Origin of the sequence: Paracoccus sp. (in: a-proteobacteria), from assembly GCF_030538655.1 — a bacterium.
Classification (GTDB): Bacteria; Pseudomonadota; Alphaproteobacteria; order Rhodobacterales; family Rhodobacteraceae; genus Paracoccus.
Window position 1 is genome coordinate 109,700 of sequence record NZ_JAUNTO010000004.1, and the last position, 20,531, is coordinate 130,230.

Sequence of the window (20,531 nt, forward strand, 5' to 3'; positions counted from 1 at the left end):
TCATGCAGATTCCATCGTTCTTTCGCCGCCTGACGGGTGATTCCGGTTCGTTGCGGGCACGCAGCATTCGCGCCTCGGTTATTACTGTGGGCGGAATTGTGACACAGCGCAGCCTCAGTCTTGTCAGCAACCTCATCATGACGCGCCTGCTGGTGCCCGAGGCGTTCGGCCTGATGGCGATGGTGGTGGTGGTGCATATTCTGGTCACGATGCTGTCCGACATCGGCGTCCATCAAAGCATCATCCGGTCCGAGCGTGGCGATCAGCTGTATTACCTGCGCGCGGCATGGTCGGTGCAGATTGTGCGAACGACGTTGATTACCGCAGTGGTGGCGGCTGCGGGGCTGGGTATCGGGGTTTTGGGGCCGCGTTTGGCCCCGCCCGACAGTGTTTACGCCGACCCGCAACTGCCATGGCTGATCGTGGTGTCGTCGCTGGCGATGCTGTTCAAGGGCTGTGAATCGGCCGGGGTCGCACTGGCCAGACGGCGGCTGATGCTGGGCAAGATCACGCAGATCGACATCGGCAACCAGATCATCGTCATCATCCTGATGGTGCTGCTGGCGCAATGGAAGGCCACTGTCTGGGTGCTGTTGCTGGGGATGATGCTGGGCGCGTTTCAGCGCATGATCTGGACCCATATCGCCTTTCGCGATACGCCGATGCGCTGGGTCTGGGATCGCGAAATTGCTGCCGATCTGTGGCAATACGGGCGCTGGCTGATCGTGTCATCGCTGTCAACCTTTGTGGCCAATCAGGGCGACCGGCTGATTTTGGGTGCGTTTCTGGACAAGACCACCTTTGGCATCTACGTCATCGCCGCTTTGTGGATCGAGGCGGGGATGAACCTGATTTCCATGGTCGGATCGCAGATCGCGCTGGCGGGCTTTGCCGAAAAGCTGCGCACCGCCCGCGATCATTTTGACCAGGTGTTCCGCAAGGTCATGCGTGCCTTTGCGGCGCTGGTTCTGGTCACATTTCTGGGCGGGTTCTTTATCGGCCCGCTGCTGATCCAGGCGCTGTATACCCCCGAATATCACGCGGCGGGCTGGATGGTTTCGCTGCTGTCGTTCCGCTTTTTGTGCGCGCGCACGACCCCCTATGCGATGTTCCTTCTGGCCGAGGGGCAAAGCCGCAATGTTGCCTTTGTCTCGATGATTTCGGCGGCTGTCATGTTGGTGGGCCTGCCGCTGGCGCTGACGCAGTTCGGCGTGACCGCGGCGATCACCATGATCGCGCTGGCGCAGATCTGGGCCACGCCGCTGCTGATTATAGGGGCGCGGCGGCGGATGCCCAACCTGCCGCCGTTCGGGCAGGAACTGGCGCTGATCGCCGCCACCGTGGCGGCGGCTGTTTTTGTTGCGGCCACGGGGCTTTATGGCGGCTGAGGGGGCTGTTCCCCCCTTGCGGTTGTCTGGGAATTAACGTCTGATAACGCAAACAATGATGGGGGACGAACATGGCAGAGGCAGCAGGGCTTGCGCATACGATCGGGCCGGTGGTCGTGCTGATGGGCGCGGCGGTCACGGCGGTGCCTCTGTTCCGCTGGCTTGGGCTTGGCTCGGTTCTGGGCTATTTCGCCGCCGGGGCGCTGGTCGGACCTTCGGTGTTCGGGCTGTTCTCTGATCCGGCCTCGATCCTGCATTTCGCCGAACTGGGCGTTGTCATGTTCCTGTTCGTCATCGGGCTGGAACTGCGCCCGCAGACCCTGTGGCGGATGCGCGGGCAGATTTTCGGCCTGGGCGCGGCGCAGGTGATAACCTGTATCGCGTTGCTGACCGTCGGTGGCATCGTGCTGTTCAGCTTTAGCCCTGCGGTCGCCTTTGTCGGCGCCGCGGGGTTTGTGATGTCATCGACCGCCGTTATCATGTCGATCCTTCAGGAACGCGGCGAAATTGCCAGCGCCGAGGGGCAGAAGGCTGTTTCGATCTTGCTGTTCGAGGATCTGATGATCGTGCCGCTGCTGGCCTTCGTCGCCATGCTGTCCCCAGTGTCCAGTGGCGAAAGCGGGATTGGCGGTATCCTGATCGCCATCGGTGCGCTGGCCGCGCTGATCCTTGCCGGACGTTATCTGCTGGACCCGTTCTTCGCCCTTCTGGCCCGCACCCGCACGCGCGAGGTGCTGACAGCGGGTGCCCTGCTGATCGTTCTGGGGGCCGCGTTGCTGATGGAATGGGCCGGGCTGTCGATGGCGATGGGGGCGTTTATTGCGGGCGTGCTGCTGTCGGGGTCCAGTTATCGGCATCAGATCGAAACCGACATAGAACCGTTCCGGGGCCTGCTGATGGGGCTGTTCTTCATGGCGGTCGGCATGTCACTGGACCTGCGCCTGATCGCCGCCGACTGGTCCATGGTGCTGGCGATGCTGATCGCCGCCGTGACTGTGAAGGCGGCGGGCATTTATCTGGTCGCCCGCCTGTTCGGCGACAGCAATCATGCCGCGCTGCACCGCGCCTCGATGTTCGCGCAGGGCGGCGAATTCGCCTTTGTGCTGTTTCTGGGTGCTGTGTCCGGGCGGGTCATCACCGATCATGAAAACGCGCTGCTCTCTACCGTGGTGATCTTGTCGATGGCGTTGACCCCGCTGATCCTGATCGCCGCCGACCGGCTGTTAAAAGACGACTCGCCCTCTATGGAGGGGGTGGACGAGGCGCGCGATCTGCATGGGCAGGTGCTGATGATCGGTTTTGGCCGGTTCGGGCAGATCGTGTCGCAGATGCTGCTGCGCCAGAATGTCGAGGTGTCGGTGATCGAAACCGACCCCGATCTGATCCGCATCGCCAACGAGGCGTTCGGCTTCAAGATCTTCTATGGCGATGGCGCGCGGCTGGACATTCTGCATCATTCCGGCGCCGTCGATGCCGAGGTTATCATCGTCTGCGTTGATGATCAGGCGGTGGCCACCCGCATTGCCGAACTGGTTCATCACGAATTTCCCATGGCTAAACTGTTGGTGCGTGCGACTGACCGACGGCATTCCGTCGAACTGATCCGCCTTGGCGTCGATTACCAAATCCGCGAAACGCTGGAATCCGCCCTTGTCATGGGTGCGGAAAGCCTGCGCGAACTCGGCCTGTCAGAGCCTGAGATCGAAGAAACGCTGGAAGACATCCGTCGCCGTGACGCCGAGCGGCTGACCATGCAGGTGCAGGGCGACCTCCGCGATGGGCTGGATCGCCTGTATCGCCCCACGCCCGAGCCGCTGACCACGCCTCGCCCCCGCCCCTCAGAGGAGAAACCCGCATGACCACCATCCTTGGCCTGTCTGGCAGCCTGCGCCGCGCCTCGTTCAACACGGGTCTGCTGCGCGCGGCGGCTGACACCGCGCCCGATCACGTCACCATCGAGATCGGTTCGATCCGCGAGGTGCCGTTGTATGACGGCGATCTGGAAGCCACCCACGGCCTGCCCGCAGCGGTGCAGCAGTTGCAGAAACAGCTGGGCGCAGCAGACGGGCTGTTGCTGGTCACGCCCGAATATAACAACGGTATTCCCGGCGTGTTCAAGAACGCGCTGGACTGGATGTCGCGCGGTCCGGGGCTGGATCTGTTCGCCGGGATGCCGGTGGCTGTCATCGGCGCCTCGCCCGGCGGGTTTGGCACGATCTTGGCGCAGGATCACTGGCTGCCGGTGCTGCGCACCCTGCGCACCCGCCCGTGGTTTGAAGGTCGGCTGATGGTGTCGCGCGCTGGCAGCCTGTTTGACGAAAACGGCGACCTGACCGACGACAAAACCCGCGAAGCTCTGGCCGGGTTTATCGCAGGCTTTGCCGCCAGCCTGTGACACGGCATCAGGGCAGGCGGGCAATCCGTTCGGTCAGCAGGTCAAAGAACCCCGCCGCGTCCACATCGCGCATGAACAGCGCATTGGGGGCGCGGTCGCTGACCCGCCACCAATCGGCCACCGTCATGCCAAGGGTAAATTCGCCCTTGGTTTCGATCTCGACGTTGATTTCGCGCCCCGAAAACAGATCGGGCCGCAACAGCCAGGCGATGGTGCAGGGGTCATGCAGCGGTGCGCCCTCGCTCCCGTATTTCTCGCGGTCATAGCGCTCAAAGAAATCGGTCCAGCTTGCCACGGCAGGTCCGCAGCGGTTTGGCATCGCGCGCATCCTCTCGACCCAGGCGCGGTTGGTCAGCGCCGCATGGGTCACATCCAGCGGCATCACCACCAAAGGCACGCCCGCGTCAAACACAATCGCCGCTGCCTCGGGATCGACATAGATGTTGAACTCTGCCGCCGGGGTGATGTTGCCGACCTCGAAATAGGCGCCGCCCATCAACACGATCCGCTGCACACGGGCCACCACGTCGGGCGCACGCCGAAAGGCGGTGGCGATATTGGTCAGCGGCCCGATCGGCACCAGCGTGACCGTTCCCGCCGGTTCTCGCCGCAAGGTTTCAATAATGAAATCAACCGCGTGCTGATCCTGCAAGGCCAACACGGGTTCAGGCAATTCGATCCCGTCCAGCCCGGTTTTGCCGTGGACATGTTCCGCTGTCACCAGCCGCCGGTGCATCGGTGCATCGCAGCCCGCAAACACCGGCACATCGCCGCGCCCCGACAACTCCACCACCTTGCGCGCATTCAGCGCCGTCAAAGGCAAGGGCACATTGCCCGCCACCGCCGTCACCCCCAGCACCTGCAATTCCGGCGAGGCCAGTGCCAGCAAAAGCGCCACCGCATCATCCTGCCCCGGATCTGTATCAATGATAATCTTTTGTGCCATATCGCCCCCAGCAGAACGGGCGCAGGAAACCCCCGCGCCCATCCTTGGTCTTTAAATATCCTGGGGTCGGGGGCAAGGCCCCGGTCCGGCGATGCCGCCCCGGTCAGCCGTCGAAGTTGACTTCCTCGATCAGTTTCAGCGCGGCCGGTCGCAGGTCCGAAACCTCGGGCAAGGCCAGCGCGTCGGGGGTGAATTCGCCCCAGCTGGCAACCAGTTCCGACCGCGGCACGCCGTCGATGACCGGAAATTCATTGTTCGATTCGGCATAGATCCGCTGCGCCTCGGGACTGACCAGGAATTGCATGAATTGCAGCGCCGCCTCGCGGTTGGGGGCGGCCTTGGTCATACCCACGCCGGAAACGTTTACATGCGTGCCGCCATCCTCGAAGGTCGGGAAGACGATCCGCACCGATTCCGCCCATTCCTTTTGTTCCGGGTCGTTCAGCATCACGCCCATGTAATAGGTGTTGCCGATGCTGATGTCGCATTCGCCCGCCCAGATGGATTTGACCTGAGCGCGGTCGTTCCCCTCGGGCTTTTTCGCCAGGTTGGCGCGCAGGGCGGTCAGCCATTCGCGGGTCGCCTCTTCGCCGTGATGGGCCAGATAGGCGGCGGTCAGGGCGATGTTGTAATCATTGCCGAAGGTGCGCGAACAGATGCGGCCCTTCCATTTCGGATCGGCCAGATCCTCATAGGTGGTCACTTCGCCGTCGGCCACGCGATCCTTGCTGGCATAAACGATACGGGCGCGGGTGGTGACGCCAAACCACTCGTTATCGGCATCGCGCAGCCCGGCCGGAATCGTCTCAAGCGCCGCGTCCTCGACGGGTTGCAGCAGGCCAGCGTCCTTGATCTGCCCCAGCCGGGCAATATCGACGGTCAGCACGATGTCGGCGGGCGAACGCTCTCCCTCGGCCTGCAAGCGTTCAACCATCCCCTGATTGATATAGGCCGAATTGACCTTGATGCCGGTTTCGGCGGTGAACGCCTCCAACAGCGGGTCGATCAGCATGGGCTGGCGGTGGGAATAGATGTTCAGCTCTTGGGCCAGCGCGGGCAGGGCGGTGCCGGCGATCAGGGCTGCAAGGACGACAGAACGCATGATTGACTCCTCCAGTCAGGTATCTGAAGGGGTTCTTGCATCGCCGGTCCTGTGCGTCAATATCTGACAGAAAAACTTTGTGGCGATCCCCGGCCATTCGCATTGACGCAGCCGTGCCGCCGCGCTAACGCCCCGCCATGGCGCGCGCTCCCTTGTTACAACTCACCGGCATTTCGCTGACCTTCGGCGGCAATCCTGTTTTCGACGACCTGTCGCTGACCGTTCAGCAGGGCGACCGGGTGGCTTTGGTCGGGCGCAACGGGTCGGGCAAATCGACGCTGATGAAGGTGATGGCCGGGTTGGTGGAACCTGACAGCGGCGCGGTTGTGACGCCTGCGGGCACCCGTGTCGGCTATATGGAACAAGACCCCGATCTGTCCGGTTTTGCCAGCTTGGGTGATTTCGCCCGCGCCGGTCTGCCCGAGGACGAAGGCTATCGCGTTGAAATGGCAGCCGAAGGTCTAGGATTCGATCCCGCCCGCCCAGTGGCCACCGCGTCCGGCGGGGAACGCCGCCGCGCCGCGCTGGCGCGTCTGCTGGCCGAGGCGCCCGACCTGATGTTGCTGGACGAGCCGACCAACCATCTGGACATTCAGGCCATCGGCTGGCTGGAATCGTATCTGTCGGAAACGCGTGCCGCCTTTGTGCTGATCAGCCACGACCGCGCTTTTCTGCGGGCGCTGACCCGCGCGACGTTGTGGATCGACCGGGGCGAGGTGCGGCGTCAGGACAGGGGCTTTGACGGTTTCGAGGACTGGCGCGAAGAAACCTGGGCTGCCGAGGATGAGGCCCGGCACAAGCTGGACCGCAAGATCAAGGCCGAAGCCCGTTGGGCGGTCGAGGGCATCAGTGCCCGGCGCAAGCGCAATCAGGGCCGCGTGCGGGCGCTGGCCGCGCTGCGGGCCGAGCGTGCCAGCCAGATCCGGCGGCAGGGCACGGCAGCGATGGCGCTGGACGCCGGGCCGCAATCGGGCAAGCGCGTGATCGAGGCGCGCGGCATCAGCAAGGCTTTTGGCGACCGGGTGATCCTGCGCCCCTTTGACCTGCGCGTGCTGCGCGGCGACCGTGTGGCCTTCGTCGGCCCGAATGGTGCCGGAAAGACCACGCTTATCAAAATGTTGACGGGCGAAATCCCGCCCGATACCGGCACGGTGACGCATGGCACCAATCTGGAGATCGCCGTATTCGATCAGGCCCGCGCCGCCATCAATCCCGATGTCAGCCTGTGGGATGCGCTGACCGGCGATCCTTCGATGCGGGTGTCGGGGCGGGCGGATCAGGTGATGGTGCGCGGCAATCCGCGCCATGTCGTTGGTTATCTGAAAGATTTTCTGTTCGACGAGGCGCAGGCCCGCGCCCCTGTGGGCAGCCTGTCAGGCGGCGAAAAGGCGCGGCTGCTGCTGGCGCGGATCATGGCGCGCCCGTCCAACCTGTTGGTGCTGGACGAGCCGACCAACGATCTGGACGTGGAAACCCTTGATTTGTTGCAGGATATTCTGGGCGAATACGAAGGCACTGTGCTGCTGGTCAGCCATGACCGTGATTTTATCGACCGCGTGGCCGATACCACCATCGCGATGGAGGGTGATGGTCGCGCCGTCATCTATCCCGGTGGGTGGAGCGATTACCGCGCGCAGCGCCCCGCCGATGCGGTTGCGCCCGCTGCCGTGCCCGCCCCGGCGGCGGCCTCTGCGGCGGCTCCGGCCCGCCCCAAGCCTGCGCGCGAAGGGCTGAGCTTCACCGAAAAGCACCGGCTTGAGGCGCTGCCCGCGATCATGGAGCGGCTTGAGGCGGAAATCGGAAAATTGTCAGAATTTTTGTCCGATCCCGAACTGTTCACCACTGCCCCGGCGAAATTCGCCAAAGCATCCGAGGCTTTGGCAGAACGGCAGGCCGCGCTGGCCGCTGCCGAAGAGGAATGGCTGGAACTGGCCGAACGGGCAGATTGATTTCTTTTAAGCTTATCGTAACATTTTCATGTCAGGCTGACCAAAACGGAGGGCTGATATGCTGTTGATTTCTATTCTTGCCACCGCTGGCCTGTTGCTGGTTCCCGTCATTTTGCCGCGCGTCCGCCCGCGCAAGATTGCGCTGGTGCCGGGGCTGCGGCGCTGGCTGCACTGACGAAAGGCTTGCACCCGCCCTGTTGCTGTCCGCAAACTGGCAATGGTTTTGCGGGGTAATCCTGTCCGCTGCCGCAAGGGGAGCACATGACGGTTCTGGACGGTTTGCGCGTGGTGGAAATCGCGGGCCTTGGCCCTACGCCATTCGCGGCGATGTGGCTGGCCGATCACGGGGCCGATGTGATCCGCATCACCCGCCCCGGCGCCCGGCATGTGTTGGGGCTGGAACGGGATGTGCTGGACCGGGGTCGCGACTGGCTGGAGCTGGACCTCAAGTCCCCGGCAGGCGTGGCCACAGCCCGCCGCCTGATCACCCGCGCCGATGCCATGATCGAGGGGATGCGCCCCGGTGTGATGGAACGGCTGGGCTTGGGGCCGGGCGATTTTCCCGAAAACCCCCGGCTGGTTTACGGGCGGATGACGGGCTGGGGACAGCATGGGCCTTTGGCGCATTCCGCCGGGCATGACCTGACCTATCTCGCCATTACCGGCGCGTTGCATGCCATTGGCCCGGCAGATCATCCGGTGCCGCCGCTGAACCTGCTGGGCGATTTCGCGGGCGGCTCGATGTATCTGGTCGCCGGGATGCTGGCAGCGATCTGGCGCGCGCAGCGGACCGGACAGGGGCAGGTGGTGGATGCGGCGATCAGCGATGGCGTCGCGCATCTGATGGCGATGATTTCCGGGATGCGTGCGGCGGGCGCGTGGCATGACCGACGCGGCGCGAACTTGCTGGACGGGGCCGCGCCCTATTATACCGTCTATGAATGTGCCGACGGTCGGCATCTGGCCATCGGCGCGATCGAGCCGCAGTTCTGGGCCGAATTACTGCACCATCTGGGGATTGACCCGGCCGATCTGCCCGACCGTGCCGATCCCGGCAACTGGCCTGCGATCCGCGCGCGTCTGGCCGCGATCATCGTTACCCGTTCGCGCGACGACTGGGCTGCGCTGCTGGAGGGCACCGATGCCTGCGCTGCCCCTGTCCTGTCGATGGACGAAGCGCCGCATCATCCGCATATGGCGGCGCGCGGCAGCTATGCCGGGGCCGAACCCGCGCCTGCGCCGCGGCTGTCGGCCAGCCCTGCCACGCTGCGGCAGGGGCGGGCGATTGCGGCGGCTCAGGCTCTGGCCCGCTGGCAGGGTTGACATGTTGAATCGCGAATATGGTATAAGGTGCAGCAAGGGGGAGAATATTCCGCGAAATCGGGGTATTCAGGAACAAGAGGTCAGGATGAGCCGCTATCCCGTGAATATGACCCTCCACCCCGAGGTGAGCGGCTTTTTCGACGAAGCGACCCATACCATCAGCTATATCGTCAAAGATCCCGGTTCGGATGCCTGTGCGATCATCGATTCCGTCATGGACATCGACTATGCCGCCGGGCGGATCAGCCATGATCATGCCGACCAGTTGATCGCGGCAATTCTGGATCGCGGGCTGCGGCTGGAATGGATCATCGAAACCCATGTCCACGCCGACCACCTGTCCGCCGCGCCCTATATTCAGGATCGTCTGGGCGGCCAGATCGGTATCGGCGAAAACATCCTGATCGTGCAGGACACTTTTGGGAAAATCTTCAACGAAGGGACAGGGTTTCAGCGCGATGGCAGCCAGTTTGACCGGCTGTTCGCCGATGGTGACACTTATCAGATCGGCAGCATGACCTGCTTTGCCATCCATACCCCCGGCCATACGCCTGCCTGCATGACTCATGTGGTGGGCGATGCGGCTTTTGTGGGCGATACGCTGTTCATGCCTGACGGCGGCAGCGCGCGGGCCGATTTTCCCGGTGGCGATGCCGGGGTGCTGTATGACAGCATCCAAAAGGTGCTGTCGCTGCCCGATGATATGCGGCTGTTCATATGTCACGATTACGGCCCCGAGGGGCGCGATATTGCATGGGAAACCACCGTAGCTGCGCAAAAGGCCCATAACATCCATGTTGGCGGCGGGCGCGACCGGGCCGGGTTCGTGCAGCTGCGCCAGGCGCGCGATGCGACGCTGGACATGCCGCGCCTGATCCTGCCCTCGCTGCAAGTCAACATGCGCGCGGGCGAGATACCGACCGATGCCGACGGGCGCCCTGTGCTCAAGGTGCCGGTGAACGGGCTGTAGGCGGTGGCACGGGGGCTGTCGCGCTATGTGCCGGTGCTGGATTGGGGGCGGCGCTATGACCGGCGCAAGCTGGCGGGCGATCTGCTGGCGGCGCTGATCGTCGCGATCATGCTGATCCCGCAATCGCTGGCCTATGCGATGCTGGCCGGGCTGCCGCCACAGGCGGGGATCTATGCCTCGATCCTGCCGATTGTGCTGTATGCGATGTTCGGCACCAGCCGCGCGCTGGCCGTGGGGCCGGTGGCGGTGGTGTCACTGATGACGGCGGCGGCAGTGGGGCAGGTGGCGCAGGCGGGGACCATGGGCTATGCTACCGCGGCGCTGACTCTGGCCTTGCTGTCGGGGTTGCTGCTGCTGGCCATGGGGCTGTTCCGACTGGGTTTTCTGGCGAATTTCCTGTCGCATCCGGTGATCGCGGGGTTCATCACCGCGTCGGGCATTCTGATCGCGGTGGGGCAGGTGCGGCATCTGCTGGGCATCGCGGGCGGAGGCCAGACCCTGCCCGAGATTCTGCCGCCGCTGTTCGCCAATCTGGGGCAGGTGAACCCATGGACGGTGGCCATCGGCCTGCCGGTGCTGCTGTTTCTGTGGTGGGCGCGCAAGGGTGCACGGCCTGCGCTGCGCCGCGCCGGTTTGTCTGACGTTCCGGCCACGGTGCTGGCGCGCGCGGTGCCGGTGGTGGCGGTCGCGCTGAGCACGCTGGTGGTGATGCTGTTCGATCTGGGCGCGCGCGGGGTTGCCGTCGTTGGCGTGGTGCCGCAGGGGTTGCCGCCATTCACCATGCCTGACCTGTCGCCCGCCTTGATGGGGGCGCTGTTGGTGCCTGCGGCGCTGATCTCGGTCGTGGGGTTTGTCGAGTCCATATCCGTCGCGCAGACGCTGGCGGCGCGGCGGCGCGAGAGGATCGACCCGAATCAGGAACTGATCGGCCTTGGCATGGCCAATATCGGCGCGGGCTTTACCGGCGGCTATCCGGTGACGGGCGGTTTTGCGCGCTCGGTGGTGAATGATGATGCGGGGGCGGAAACACCGGCGGCGGGGGCCTTTGCCGCCGCAGGACTGGCGGTTGCGGCGCTGTTGCTGACGCCGCTGATCGCTGATCTGCCGGTGGCGACGCTGGCGGCGACCATCATCGTCGCGGTGCTGGCGCTGGTGGATTTCAGCCTTTTGCGCCGGGCCTGGGCCTATAGCCGCGCCGATTTTGCCGCCGTTGCCGGGACGATTGCGGTGACGCTGATGCTGGGGGTGGAAACGGGGGTCATCGCCGGGGTGGCACTGTCGGTGGCGCTGCATCTGTTCAAGACATCGCGCCCGCATGTCGCCGAGGTGGGGCTGGTGCCCGGCACCCAGCATTTTCGGAACATGCTGCGCCACGATGTGCTGACCGCCCCGCATCTGCTGACCATCCGCATCGACGAAAGCCTGTATTTCGCCAATGCCCGCTTTCTTGAGGATGACCTGCTGGACCGGGTGACGGGTCATCAGCAGATCCGGCATGTGGTGCTGATGTGTTCGGCGGTGAATGCCATCGACCTGTCGGCGTTGAAAAGCCTTGAGGCGCTGAATGCGCGGCTGTCCGAAATGGGCGTCACGCTGCATCTGTCCGAGGTGAAAGGCCCGGTCATGGACAAGCTGCGCCGCTCGCATTTTCTGGATGATCTGTCGGGCCGTGTGTTCCTGTGTCAATTCGACGCCATGCGCGCGCTGGTGCCCGAAGCTGCGGATTTTGGCAAACAAAAAGCCTGAGCTTTCCTTGGCGTCGCAGCTGTTTTAGACCCTGCTGCATGGACAGGGATTTTCCTTTTGCGCTGCGCGGGCAGCGGATCGGTTTGCTGGGCGGGTCGTTCGATCCTGCGCACGAAGGTCATGTGCGCATCACCGAAGAAGCCTTGCGCCGGTTTGGGCTGGATCGGGTGTGGTGGCTGGTCAGCCCCGGCAATCCGCTGAAAGAGCGGGGGCCGGCGCCCTTGGCGCAGCGGATGGCTGTGGCGCGGGCGATCATGCGCGATCCGCGTGTGACGGTGACGGGGATCGAGGCGGCTTTGGGCACGCGGATGACGGCGGATACGATTGCGGCCTTGCAGGCGCGCTATCCGGGGGTGCGCTTTGTGTGGCTGATGGGGGCCGATAATCTGGTGCAGTTCAATCGCTGGGATCGCTGGCGCGAGATTGCGGCGCGGGTGCCGATTGGGGTGATCGCGCGGCCCGGATCGCGGCTGCGGGCGCGTCTGTCGCCTGCGGCGCAGATCATGGCGCGCTGGCGGCTGCCCGAATCGCAGGCGCGGCGGCTGGGGTCGGCCAAGGCTCCGGCGTGGGTGTTGGTGAATGTGCCGATGTCGAACCTGTCCTCGACCGCTATTCGGGCGCGGCAACAGGCGATGGCGCGATGAGACTGGGGCGGCGTGGTTTTCTGCTGGGTGCGGCGCTGCTGCCTTTGGCCGCGCGGGCCGAGGGGCTGGCGATGCGTCCTTTGCCGCGCCCGGTGCCGGGCAGTGCGGCGATCATTGGCCGCGCCGGTCTGGCCGGTGTGGTGGAATATGCCGTGCTGGATTCAGCCAGTGGCGAAATTCTGGACAGCAGCGGTCAGCAGGGGGCTTTGCCACCGGCCAGCACGCTGAAATCGCTGACGGCGATCTATGCGCTGGACCGGCTGGGGGCGCAGCACCGATTCCGCACGCGGGTGATCCGCGCGGGGGATATGCTGGTGCTGGCGGGCGGCGGTGATCCGCATCTGGATACGGACGGGCTGGATGCGCTGGCCGCTGATCTGGTGGCGGCGGGGGGGCGCAGCCCTGCGCGCTTTGCCGTCTGGGGCGGGGCTTTGCCGCGATCCGGGCAGATCGCCATCGGGCAGGCGGCGCATCTGCCCTATAACCCGGCGCTGTCGGGGATGATCCTGAATTTCAACCGTGTGCATCTGGGCTGGCGGCGCAACGGGGCCAGGTATGACATGCAGGTGCAGGCCCGTGCCGCGCGGCAGTCACCCCGTGCCTATACCATCCGCGCCGAGGCGGCGGATCAGCAGCCGGTGTTCAGCTATCTGGGCGAAGGGCCGCCGGAACGGTGGCGGGTATCGCGCGCGGCGCTTGGCGGGCAGGGCAGCCGCTGGCTGCCGGTGCGCCTGCCGGAACTGTATGCGGGCGACGTGTTTCAGACGCTGTGCCGGGCGCGCGGGCTGGTGCTGCCCGCGCCCGAGGTGATTGACGACCTGCCTGCCGGGAACGAGGTGGCGGGCCTCGACAGTGCGCCCTTGGTCGGGATCGTGCGGGATATGCTGCGCTTTTCCACCAATATCACCGCCGAGGCGATCGGACTGGCGGCCAGCGGGGCGGGGTCGCTGGAAACCAGCGGGGCGGCGATGGCCGAATGGCTGCGCGGGCAGGGGGTCGTGGGCGATCTGCGCTTTGCGGATCATTCCGGCCTGTCGGACGCCAGCCGGATTTCGCCGCTGACGATGGCGCGGGCTTTGACCGGGCCGGGCCTGCGGTTGGGCTTGGCTGATCTGCTGCGCGACCGGCCCTTTGCCGACGATCTGGGGCGCGAGGGGGATCTGCCCGCCCCGATCAGGGCCAAAACCGGGACGCTGAATTTTATATCAAATCTGGCTGGTTATGCCGATGTGCCGCAGCGGGGGCGGGTGGTGTTTTCCATCGCCTGTGCCGATCCGGCCCGCCGCGCGGGTGCCGCCGGACGCGAACAGGTGCCGGGGGTGGCCACATGGACGCGTGCCGCGAAACGGCTGCAACACGACCTGATCGCAGGCTGGATGGCGCGACTATAGCACGCGGTGACGGACCTGCGCCGACAGTTCAATCGCAGCGGCGTGCAGGCGGGGGATGTCCAGCTCGTGCCGGATTTCCAGCAGCATTTCGGCCTCGGTCTCGCCCAGGCGGCCATCGGCGGCGGCCACGTCACAGGCCAGCGCATAGGCGGTTTCATACAGCCGTTGCGGCAGGGCGTCGTGGATCAGGCCGAACAGGGCGTCAAGGCCGTCCTCTTCTTCGAACAGGGTCAGCACGGTCTGGCTGATGGCGCGGATGCGGTCGGCGTCATAATTGGCAAAGACCGGCGCATGATCGACCATGCGCTGAATCGCCACCATTTCAGAGGTGCGCATCGTTTCATCCGAAAAGGAAACGGCGACCATCACCGCCACCAGCGCGTCGCATTCAGAAAAACCGGGGTGTTCGAGGGTCATCAATCGCTCCTGCCTTTGGTGTGAAATTATTGACCATTGCGTGCCGTTTCAATAAGCCGCGCGACAACACCCAAGGAGAAACGTGATGACCACCCTGCGCGACGCTGCAATGAATTCGAAGGCCTGGCCGTTCGAGGAGGCGCGGCGGGTGCTGAAACGTTACGAAAAGAAAGACCCGGACAAGGGCTATGTGCTGTTCGAGACGGGTTACGGCCCTTCGGGTCTGCCGCATATCGGCACCTTTGGCGAGGTGGCGCGCACGACGATGATCCGCCGCGCGTTCGAGATGATTTCCGACATTCCGACGCGGCTGTTCTGTTTTTCCGACGATCTGGACGGGATGCGCAAGGTGCCAGATAACGTGCCGCAGCAAGAGATGCTGCGCCAGCATTTGCAGGAACCATTGACCACTGTGCCGGACCCGTTTGGCGAATATCCCAGCTTTGGTGATCACAATAATGCCATGCTGCGGCGGTTTCTGGATACCTTTGGTTTCGAATATGAATTCATCAGCGCGACCGAGTTTTACCGCTCGGGTCAGTTTGATGAAACGCTGCTGAAGGCCTGCGCCAAATATGACGAGATCATGGCGGTGATGCTGGCCAGCTTGCGCGAAGAACGCCAGCAGACTTACAGTTGTTTCCTGCCGATCCACCCTGAAACCGGGCGGGTGTTGTATGTGCCGATCAAGCATGTCGATGCCGCGCGCGGCGAGATCACCTTCGATGACGAGACGGGCCGCGAATGGGTGCTGCCGGTCACGGGCGGCAATGTGAAACTGCAATGGAAGCCGGATTTCGGCGCGCGTTGGGCCGCGCTGGACGTCGATTTCGAGATGTATGGCAAGGATCACAGCACCAATACGCCGATTTATGACGGCATTTGCCGTATTCTGGGCGGGCGTGCGCCCGAGCATTTCACCTATGAACTGTTCCTTGACCAGCATGGGCAAAAGATCAGTAAATCCAAGGGGAACGGCCTTTCTATTGACGAATGGCTGACCTATGCGGCCACCGAAAGCCTGTCCTATTTCATGTATCAAAAGCCGAAAACGGCCAAGCGGATGTATTTCGATGTCATCCCCAAGGCGGTGGATGAATACCATCAGCAACTGCGCGCCTACCCGGATCAGACGCCAGAACAGCAACTGGCGAACCCGGTCTGGCATATTCACGGCGGCAATGTGCCGGCCAGCAATCTGGTGGTGCCGTTCCAGATGCTGCTGAATCTGGCCTCGGTCGCGGGGGCCAAGGACAAGGACGGGCTGTGGGGCTTTATTCGTCGTTACGCCCCCGATGCCAGCCCGGAAACGCATCCCGATCTGGATCAGGCTGCGGGCTTTGCGTTGCGCTATTTCAACGATTTCGTCGCGCCGACGCGGCAGTTCCGCCTGCCCATCGATCAGGAGCGCGCGGCGATCAGCGATCTGGCCGACCGGCTGGCGGCATGGGACGCACCGGCGGACCCCGAAGAATTGCAGTCGATGGTGTTCGCGGTCGGCAAGGACCACGGGTTCGAGCCGCTGCGCGACTGGTTCGGGGCGCTGTATCAGGTGCTGCTGGGGGCGGATCAGGGGCCGCGCTTTGGCGGCTTCATCGCGCTGTATGGCGTGGATGAAACGCAGGCGTTGATTGCCAAGGCTTTGGCGGGTGATCTGGTAAAGGGCTGATCTGACAGGCGAAAACTGGCTGTTGCGCCGCCTTGTGTTGCAGGGCGCGCGCTGCATTCAGCGGTTGTTAACCTTTTGGCAACTATTTCTTCACGCATTGCGGGGGCCGCGGTCCCTTTGCTGCGTGGAGAGAGACGGATGAACATTGCCATCACCAACGGCCTGACCCTGATGCCGCCGGATTTCAGCGCGGGGCTGAATGTCTGGTCCCGCACGACCGGCCGCCCCGGAACGCCGCTGTGGTCGGCGGCGACGAATGCGGCGATTGTGCCCGCCGATCAGGATTTCGGCACCTGCATGGAAATCATCAAGACCGAATCGGTGACACGGGTGCGATTTGTCGGGGAAACCCCTATGATTCCGGGGGTTTATCTGCGCGTTTCGGCGCGGGTCAAGGCGGTGGCGGGGCCGCTGCCCAGTGTGCGTATCGGCGCTTGGGCGGGGAACGGATCGCGCGCGAATATCAGCAATGTCACGCAGGTCGGCCCGACGCGCGCCCTGACCGGCTATGGCCGTGTGGTCGAGGTCAGCGCGATTGTCGGCGTGGGCACCCGCCCTGGCGTGGATATGAGTTGGGGCACCGCCGCGGTGTTCGGCCATTTCGGCATCGACCTGACTGGCGCGAACGGCGGCGCGATCCGCATCGAATCCATCCGGGTCGAGGATGTGACGGCGGCCTTTGTGCCCAGCATGATCGACTGGGTTGACGTGCGCGATTACGGCGCGCGGGGCGACGGGGTGACGAACGACCGCGCGGCCTTTGTGGCGGCGGACCGGGCGACGAATGGCGGCTCGATCCTGGTGCCCGAGGGGACGTATCTGATTAACAGCGACCTGTCGATCGGCTCGCCCATCCGGTTCAAGGGGCGGCTGAAGGCGCCGGTGCGGGCGCGCATCGTGTTCATGCAGAACTTTGATTTCCCGACCTATGCCGATGCCTTTGGCAGCGAAACGCTGGGGTTCAAAAAGGCGTTGCAGGCGCTGTTCGGCTATACCGACCATGTGTCGCTGGACCTGTGCGGCCGCCGCGTGGATCTGACCGAACCGATGCTGATGCACGAAATTATGCCCGCGATCACCACCTGGTCGAACCGCCGGGTGATCTGTAACGGCCAGATCATGGCCGCCGAAGGGGGCAAGTGGGCCACGGGCGTGGCCAACAGTCAGGCGACCTATAACGTCAGCGCGCCTTACACGCTGTCGAACGTGGTTAACGTCGCAGCGGTCGAAGTGGGCAGCCGGGTCATCGGGAACGGCGTGGGCCGCGAAGTCTATGTCCGGGCCAAGGATGTGGCACGCCGCACGATCACGCTGTCGCAGCCGTTGTATGGCGGGGCGGGCACGCGCAGCTATCGCTTTGAACGTTATCGCTATCTGCTGGATTTTTCGGGGATGCAGGGCTTTGACCGGGTGAATTTCACCGACATCGAATTCCAGTGCAACGGTCTGTCCAGCGGCATCATGCTGGCCCCTACCGGGTCGATGTTCGCCATCCGCGACTGCTATATGACCCGCCCGCGCGACCGGGGCATCACCTCGATCGGGCGCGGTTGTCAGGATCTGCTGGTGGACCGCTGCCAGTTCCTGTCGAACGAGATGGACAAGCTGGCGCAGAACCGCAATTCAGTCGCGATCAACGTTAACGCCAATGACGTTAAGATCCGTGATAACCGTTTTGTGCGCTTTGGGCACTTTATGGTGGCGAATGGCGGTGGCCATATCATCACCGGCAACCACTGGTTTCAGGGGGATGGTGCCGCGAACGGGCTGCGCTATGCCGGGCTGGTGCTGACGCTGGAGAACGTGCAGACGACGATCACCGGGAACTATGTCGATAACTCATCCATCGAATGGACGAACGAGCATTCGGCCACGCCTGATTTCACCGGCAACCAGTTCAGCTTTGGCGGGCTGACCATCACCGGCAACACCTTCCTGTGCAGCAATACCGCGTCGTGGTTCACCTGGCTGACGATCAAGCCCTATGGCAAGAACCACTTTATCCACGGGCTGACGGTTTCCAGCAACGTGTTCAAGGCGCTGGACGGCAATGTGGAACGGGTGGACCGGGTGGACACCACCTTTGCCGATCTGGATCACAATCAGGCGCGCAACGTGCATTTCACCGGCAACATGTTCAACGGCATCAACACCTATGTCGCCAACCCGCTGCTGATCCGGTATACCCAAAGCACCGCATCGGCGACATGGACCTTGCCCGCCGCGACCGGCCTGCCGTTCCAGGGCTGGACCAAGACGGTCGAGTCGGTGACGGCGGAAACCGCGATCACCAATGCCAGCAATGTGCAGGTGGCGGAAATGCCATGGGTGCGCAGCCGCGCGGGTAACAACAACCGCCGTATTCAGCTGAACTGGCGTTCGGCGGTCAAGGGGCGGGTTGCGGTTCTGGCGCGGATGGATTCGCCGCACTGATCTGTTGTCATTAAGCGGGCGCCGCCGCAGGGTTATCCTTGCGGCGGCGTTGCCATGTCTGCGGGTATCAGCCGGAATGCCGCGCCAAAGCCCGCGTTCAGCAGCGCCGATTGTGGCGTCAGGTGCCAAAAGCGGAAATCGGGCAGGTCAATGAACACCGCCGCGCGCGGATGTGCAGCCAGCCAGCGGTCGCGCAGGTCCGGGTTCGGGGTGTCTATGCGGCGCGCGATCACCTGAACCGACAGGCGCGGGTGGGTCAGCGGATCGCCCTTGCCGGGCGGAGCGTCCACCAGCAGGGCGGCGCGTGGATCGGCGATCAGCGCGCGGCTGTGGGCGGCCAGCCCCGACAGCAGGGCCAGAGGCGCGCCATCCGGCCCGATCTGGCAGGCGATGCGCGACAGATGCGGGTGGCCCGTGTCCGGGTCCAGCACGGCAAGGGTGGCATGGCGCATATCGGCCAGCAGGCGGCGGGCAAGGTCGCGGGCGCTGTTGTCGGTGGGTCGGATCGGGTTCATGTCGTGTTTCTGCGCCCTGCCCGTGCCGTTGACAAGCCGTGTCTGGCGCGAAACTGTGGCAGCATTCCAAGACCCGTGACGGCCTGATGTTCTATCGCCCCGCCATTCTGGACTTTCGCTTTCGCCGGGCCGACCTGTCAGCCGGGCTGACCGTCGCCATCGTTGCGCTGCCCCTGTCGATGGCGATTGCCATTGCCAGCGGAGTTGGGCCGGATCGCGGGCTGGTGACGGCCATTGTCGGCGGGTTTCTAGTCAGTGCCATGGGTGGCACACGGCATCAGATCGGCGGGCCGGCGGGGGCGTTCATCGTGCTGGTGTCGGCCTGCGTGGCGGCGATTGGCGTGCAGGGGCTGATCCTGGCCACGATGATGTCGGGGGTGATGCTGGCACTGCTGGGGCTGTTTCGGATGGGCGGGACGATCCGCTATGTGCCCTATCCGGTGATTCTCGGGTTCACCGCCGCCATTGGGGTCATCATCCTGACCAGTCAGATGAAAGATCTGTTCGGCCTGCAATTGCCGGGGGCGGAACCGGGGCCTTTGATCGAAAAGATTCCGGCTTTGCTGGCGGTGCGGGATACGGTCAGCGGGGCCAGCCTGGCCATTGCGGCGCTGACCATTGCCACGATCCTTGGCTGCCAAAGATGGGCGCCGCGCCTGCCGTCGCTGCTGATCGCGGTGGCGGTGGCGACGCTGGCCGGGCTGGCGCTGCCGGTGGAAACCGTGGCCGATCGCTTTGGCGCGCTGCCTGTCGGGCTGCCGATGCCGGAACTGCCGGTTCTCGGCACGGATGCAATGCGCGCGGCACTGCCCTTTGCGATCAGTTTTACCCTGCTGGGGGCGATTGAGTCGCTGCTGTCGGGGATGGTGGCGGATCAGATGGCGGGCACACGGATGCGCGCCGATGATGAGCTGATCGGGCAGGGGATCGCCAATATCGGTGCCGGGCTGTTCGGCGGGTTCTGCACCACCGGCACAATTGCCCGCACCGCCACCAATGTCCGCGCGGGGTCGTCGGGGCCGGGGTCGGGCATCATCCACGCGGCGATCCTGCTGGTGACGCTGATGGTCGCCGCGCCGTTGGCCGGGGCGATTCCGCTGGCCGGGCTGGCCGGGCTGCTGACCGTGGTGGCGTGGAATATGGTTGAAGTTCATGCCATTACCGCCCTTGCCCGCATCAGTCGGGGCGATGCGATCACCATGGCGGTGACGTTTCTTGTAACCATCTTCCGCGACGTGACCGAGGGGATCATTATTGGCATGGCGTTGGGCGGTGCCGTGTTCATCGCCCGTATGGCGCAACTGTCCGAGGCGGTGCCGGGCGAGGGTTTCAATACGCGTGACCCAGATGTCGTTACCTGCCATCTGAACGGGCCGGTGTTTTTTGGCTCGGTTGCGCGGATGGAATCGCTGCTGCACCGGATCGTGGCGCGGCCGCGTCTGGTGGTGCTGGATATGGCGGGCGTGACCTTTCTGGATACGACCGGCGCACAGATGATCGCCGACTTTGGCCGCCGCCTGTCGCAGCGGCAAACCGCACTGGTGATAACGGGCGCGCGGCCACGGATTCGTGCTATGCTGAATGATGATCTGGCCTTTGCAGATACCCCGGATAAGGCACGGGCGATGACGGGCCTGTGAACG

General features: G+C 64.2%; 16 protein-coding genes. 12 read left to right on the forward strand and 4 right to left on the reverse strand.

The annotated features are described in order from the left end of the window. Positions 1 to 2: 2 nt before the first annotated feature. The 3 genes from Q4G22_RS04365 to Q4G22_RS04375 all read left to right on the forward strand — a co-directional run bounded on the left by Q4G22_RS04365 (position 3) and on the right by Q4G22_RS04375 (position 3,783). Entirely contained in the window at positions 3 to 1,388 is a 1,386-nt protein-coding gene (locus Q4G22_RS04365) for an oligosaccharide flippase family protein (protein WP_303384677.1), read from the forward strand. A 71-nt stretch (positions 1,389 to 1,459) separates the two neighbouring features. Continuing rightward, a complete protein-coding gene (locus Q4G22_RS04370; RefSeq protein ID WP_303384678.1) occupies positions 1,460 to 3,247 on the forward strand; it encodes a monovalent cation:proton antiporter-2 (CPA2) family protein in 1,788 nt (595 codons plus the stop codon). Next, on the forward strand, positions 3,244 to 3,783 hold the full coding sequence (locus Q4G22_RS04375; protein ID WP_303384679.1) for an NADPH-dependent FMN reductase: 540 nt from the start codon (positions 3,244 to 3,246) through the stop codon (positions 3,781 to 3,783). Before Q4G22_RS04370 ends, Q4G22_RS04375 begins: the two co-directional genes overlap by 4 nt. 7 nt (positions 3,784 to 3,790) lie before the next feature. Here the strand turns inward: Q4G22_RS04375 and Q4G22_RS04380 are convergent, their stop codons facing one another. Both Q4G22_RS04380 and Q4G22_RS04385 read right to left on the reverse strand, forming a co-directional pair. Then, complete coding sequence (locus Q4G22_RS04380) at positions 3,791 to 4,729, reverse strand: nucleoside hydrolase (protein WP_303384680.1); 939 nt, start codon at positions 4,727 to 4,729, stop codon at positions 3,791 to 3,793. A 103-nt stretch (positions 4,730 to 4,832) separates the two neighbouring features. Beyond that, complete coding sequence (locus Q4G22_RS04385) at positions 4,833 to 5,831, reverse strand: Fe(3+) ABC transporter substrate-binding protein (RefSeq protein WP_303384681.1); 999 nt, start codon at positions 5,829 to 5,831, stop codon at positions 4,833 to 4,835. Positions 5,832 to 5,968: 137 nt separating this feature from the next. On the opposite strand from Q4G22_RS04385, the gene Q4G22_RS04390 reads away from it, so the two are divergent. The 6 genes from Q4G22_RS04390 (at position 5,969) to Q4G22_RS04415 (ending at position 13,854) form a co-directional block, all read left to right on the forward strand. Beyond that, positions 5,969 to 7,780, forward strand: coding sequence for an ABC-F family ATP-binding cassette domain-containing protein (locus Q4G22_RS04390; RefSeq protein WP_303384682.1), 1,812 nt, complete (start codon positions 5,969 to 5,971; stop codon positions 7,778 to 7,780). A gap of 261 nt (positions 7,781 to 8,041) precedes the next feature. Continuing rightward, complete coding sequence (locus tag Q4G22_RS04395; protein WP_303384683.1) at positions 8,042 to 9,103, forward strand: CaiB/BaiF CoA-transferase family protein; 1,062 nt, start codon at positions 8,042 to 8,044, stop codon at positions 9,101 to 9,103. A gap of 85 nt (positions 9,104 to 9,188) precedes the next feature. Continuing rightward, positions 9,189 to 10,073 carry an MBL fold metallo-hydrolase gene (locus tag Q4G22_RS04400; RefSeq protein ID WP_303384684.1) on the forward strand — a complete coding sequence of 295 codons (885 nt, stop codon included), beginning with the start codon at positions 9,189 to 9,191 and terminating at the stop codon, positions 10,071 to 10,073. A 3-nt stretch (positions 10,074 to 10,076) separates the two neighbouring features. Continuing rightward, on the forward strand, positions 10,077 to 11,819 hold the full coding sequence (locus Q4G22_RS04405) for a SulP family inorganic anion transporter (RefSeq protein ID WP_303384685.1): 1,743 nt from the start codon (positions 10,077 to 10,079) through the stop codon (positions 11,817 to 11,819). 38 nt (positions 11,820 to 11,857) lie between these two features. Further along, entirely contained in the window at positions 11,858 to 12,463 is a 606-nt protein-coding gene (locus tag Q4G22_RS04410; protein ID WP_303384686.1) for a nicotinate-nucleotide adenylyltransferase, read from the forward strand. Further along, entirely contained in the window at positions 12,385 to 13,854 is a 1,470-nt protein-coding gene (locus tag Q4G22_RS04415; protein ID WP_303384687.1) for a D-alanyl-D-alanine carboxypeptidase, read from the forward strand. The genes Q4G22_RS04410 and Q4G22_RS04415 overlap by 79 nt, the downstream gene beginning before the upstream one ends. Here the strand turns inward: Q4G22_RS04415 and Q4G22_RS04420 are convergent. Then, entirely contained in the window at positions 13,849 to 14,271 is a 423-nt protein-coding gene (locus tag Q4G22_RS04420) for a tellurite resistance TerB family protein (protein ID WP_303384688.1), read from the reverse strand. The two genes, Q4G22_RS04415 and Q4G22_RS04420, sit on opposite strands and share 6 nt — an antisense overlap. Before the next feature lie 85 nt (positions 14,272 to 14,356). Between Q4G22_RS04420 and Q4G22_RS04425 the strand changes: the two genes are divergently transcribed. Together Q4G22_RS04425 and Q4G22_RS04430 are read left to right on the forward strand one after the other, a co-directional pair. Further along, a complete protein-coding gene (locus tag Q4G22_RS04425; RefSeq protein WP_303384689.1) occupies positions 14,357 to 15,940 on the forward strand; it encodes a lysine--tRNA ligase in 1,584 nt (527 codons plus the stop codon). A 138-nt stretch (positions 15,941 to 16,078) separates the two neighbouring features. Then, a complete protein-coding gene (locus Q4G22_RS04430) occupies positions 16,079 to 18,373 on the forward strand; it encodes a glycosyl hydrolase family 28-related protein (protein WP_303384690.1) in 2,295 nt (764 codons plus the stop codon). 32 nt (positions 18,374 to 18,405) lie between these two features. Here Q4G22_RS04430 and Q4G22_RS04435 read toward each other — a convergent pair whose 3' ends face one another. Further along, the gene (locus Q4G22_RS04435) at positions 18,406 to 18,888 is read right to left on the reverse strand and encodes a HugZ family protein (RefSeq protein ID WP_303384691.1); all 483 of its coding nucleotides are present in this window, start codon (positions 18,886 to 18,888) and stop codon (positions 18,406 to 18,408) included. Positions 18,889 to 18,926: 38 nt separating this feature from the next. Here Q4G22_RS04435 and Q4G22_RS04440 point away from each other — a divergent pair, with 38 nt between their 5' ends. Further along, positions 18,927 to 20,528, forward strand: coding sequence for a SulP family inorganic anion transporter (locus tag Q4G22_RS04440; protein ID WP_303384692.1), 1,602 nt, complete (start codon positions 18,927 to 18,929; stop codon positions 20,526 to 20,528). Positions 20,529 to 20,531: the final 3 nt, after the last annotated feature.